The following is a 234-nucleotide window of genomic DNA, read 5'->3' on the forward strand; positions in this document are numbered from 1 at the left end:
GAGCGAAGAAACTGAATCCATTATTGGGAGAATATTGGGAAGCTCGTTTAATAGAAATCGAACATTTAGGCAAAACTAGACGATACATCACATCTTTAATGGATTCAAAAGCCTATCCACTCAAAGAAGTCGCGATGCTTTACGTCCAACGTTGGGAGATTGAGATGTGCTATCGGGAAATTAAAAGTGATTTACAAGATAGTCAGACGTTAAGAAGTAAGCAGCCTGATTTGG

Annotated in this window: 1 pseudogene; it reads left to right on the plus strand. The window is 38.9% G+C overall.

What is annotated here, in order from left to right:
- Positions 1-234 (plus strand): annotated as a pseudogene (locus GBN19_RS15705) (IS4 family transposase); the annotation flags it as partial.

This window comes from Acinetobacter brisouii (assembly GCF_008993995.1).
In the GTDB taxonomy this organism is placed as follows: domain Bacteria; phylum Pseudomonadota; class Gammaproteobacteria; order Pseudomonadales; family Moraxellaceae; genus Acinetobacter; species Acinetobacter brisouii_A.